2 protein-coding genes are annotated in these 1,229 nt (G+C 23.3%); both read left to right on the forward strand.

Features of this window, described 5'->3' with window-relative positions:
- On the forward strand, nt 1-643 hold a 643-nt coding region (locus B2G44_RS01040), incomplete at its 5' end, for a hypothetical protein (RefSeq protein ID WP_078123008.1).
- 147 nt (nt 644-790) lie between these two features.
- Nucleotides 791-1,229 (forward strand): SVM family protein (locus tag B2G44_RS01045; RefSeq protein WP_078123009.1); only part of this gene is annotated, 439 nt, incomplete at its 3' end.

Here is a 1,229-nt window from a genome sequence, read left to right on the forward strand (position 1 = left end):
AAATATTATAAGTAAAACAAATATTATGACTAAAGAAAAATTTGTGTCTTTGCATGAAATAGGGCATGCTGTAGTTGCTTTTGAATTGAACCAAAGAAATAAAGAATATCCAGATCTCATAAAACTTAAAAAAATAGAATTAAAACAAGATGATGAAAAAATTGATGGTAGCACTGATTTTTCTTTTGATAGAGACAATCCGTTTGGACATTTATTTGCATTATCTGTTTATTATGGCGGTTTAGAAGCAGAAAAAACTATCACAACACCTATAGAAGAAATTAAAAATAGAGGTCGACATGATGAACAAGATATTGAAACAAAAACCGAATATATCGTACAAAGAGGATGGTTTATAGGAGATTTTTATTTATCAATAGATTCTTTAGAAATAAGAAAAGATAAAATAAAAAATATCGCTAAAAGAAAAACACAAGAAATAATTCAACAATATCAAGAATTTTTATCTCCCCTTGCTGATGAATTATTACAAAGAGAAGTTATTGGAATTGAAGAATTTCAAAGATTAATAAAAGAATTAATTATTCAAATAAAACCTTCTCAAAAACCAGAACAACTAGAAACAAATGAACAATCCGATCATAATATTCAAAAATCTAAATGTGATTGTATTATTTTATAAAAAAATAGTTCACAAAAAATAAATGTAATAATTATTCAAAAAATATTTATTATTTTAAATCTTATTTCTTGTTTCAAAAATTAAAGCAGAATTTGTTATTATATATTTAACAATTAGAAAAAATAAAAATTACAGGAGATTTAATTAATGTTTAAAATCAAAAATAATGTATTATTATTGAATTTATTTGTTTTTTTAGGATTATTTTTATTAATTACTAATAATCAGCAAGTAATGGGAATGCATAATAATTATGCATCTGAAAATAATTCAATTGTTAATAATCATATAGATGAACATCATTCCTTTAGAAACTTATTATTAACCCAAAGAAGAATATCTCAACAATTGATTAATGCTCTTTTTAATCATAGTTCGGAAACAGAAATTAATTTTTATTTAAACCAGTTACAACAAGTACACCAACAAATAATAACTTACCAACAAAGACAACTAAATCATCAAGAACAAATGTTAAGAAATTTTGATAATAATATGGCAAGAGTTCAATTAGAAAGAGAACATTTATCCTTAACACAAGAGATGATTTTAGCCATTCAAAATACACCAATTTATGCTTCAGAAG

Source organism: Candidatus Phytoplasma citri, from assembly GCF_002009625.1.
In the GTDB taxonomy this organism is placed as follows: Bacteria; Bacillota_I; Bacilli_A; order Acholeplasmatales; family Acholeplasmataceae; genus Phytoplasma; species Phytoplasma citri.